This window comes from Mesorhizobium sp. M2E.F.Ca.ET.209.01.1.1, assembly GCF_004010375.2.
Taxonomy (GTDB): domain Bacteria; phylum Pseudomonadota; class Alphaproteobacteria; order Rhizobiales; family Rhizobiaceae; genus Mesorhizobium.
The window spans coordinates 1-283 of sequence record NZ_SADP02001308.1 but is presented as its reverse complement, the minus strand read 5'-3'; the positions used below and the strand labels follow the sequence as shown (position 1 = coordinate 283).

The 283-nt window shown below is 69.6% G+C and carries 1 pseudogene; it reads right to left on the bottom strand.

Going from position 1 to position 283, the window contains the following annotated elements:
- Window positions 1-283 (bottom strand): annotated as a pseudogene (locus tag EN852_RS40180) (hydrogenase 4 subunit B); the annotation flags it as partial.

Sequence of the window (283 nt, the reverse complement as noted above, 5' to 3'; positions counted from 1 at the left end):
GCGAGCACGACGAGGTTCATGCCGGCGAGGAACGCCGGATAGAACGGCAGCACGCGACGTGGCGTGGCCTCATGCCGGCCGTAGCCAAGACCGGAGAGGCTGGTGATGGAGCCGCCCAGGTTGACGACGACGAGGAAGAACGCAGACAGGCCGTCGAGACGGAACCGGGCGCCGGTCCAGGGCAGGCCGAGCGGCAAGGTGACGGCGGACACTTCGCCGGGATTGCCGGCGAGATGCCCGGCAACCGTCGCGAGCAGCGCGGCTGAAATGAAGAGCGCCGCGC